Below are 276 nucleotides of genomic sequence, written 5' to 3'. Positions count from 1 at the left end.
TTACAAATTTTTGAACTCTTGGTAGATCAAATGTATCACTTACTTTAACACTACCATATCTAGCCTTAGCTTTTACACTAGGATTGATATTAAACTTAGCTCCAAGTTCTAATGAAGTTTTTAAATTAGGCAACCAATCTCTAAACCAAGTAAAGCTTGTTTTAGTAGAGAAGAGATTTAAATAGTTTGCATAGACTCTCTCTCCTCCATTAACTGTAGCTTGACCTATAGTATTTTGCATAGAGAAAGCCTCTGTATAACCTCCTTCATAGGCTA

The 276-nt window shown here is 33.0% G+C and carries 1 pseudogene; it reads right to left on the bottom strand.

Annotated elements, in window-relative coordinates:
- Positions 1–276, bottom strand: a pseudogene (locus JG676_RS10025) (autotransporter outer membrane beta-barrel domain-containing protein); the annotation flags it as partial.

It is taken from the genome of Campylobacter sp. 2018MI34, from assembly GCF_016598975.1.
In the GTDB taxonomy this organism is placed as follows: domain Bacteria; phylum Campylobacterota; class Campylobacteria; order Campylobacterales; family Campylobacteraceae; genus Campylobacter_D.
Note: the sequence above shows the minus strand (reverse complement) of the source record. Positions and strands in the feature narration are given on the sequence as shown.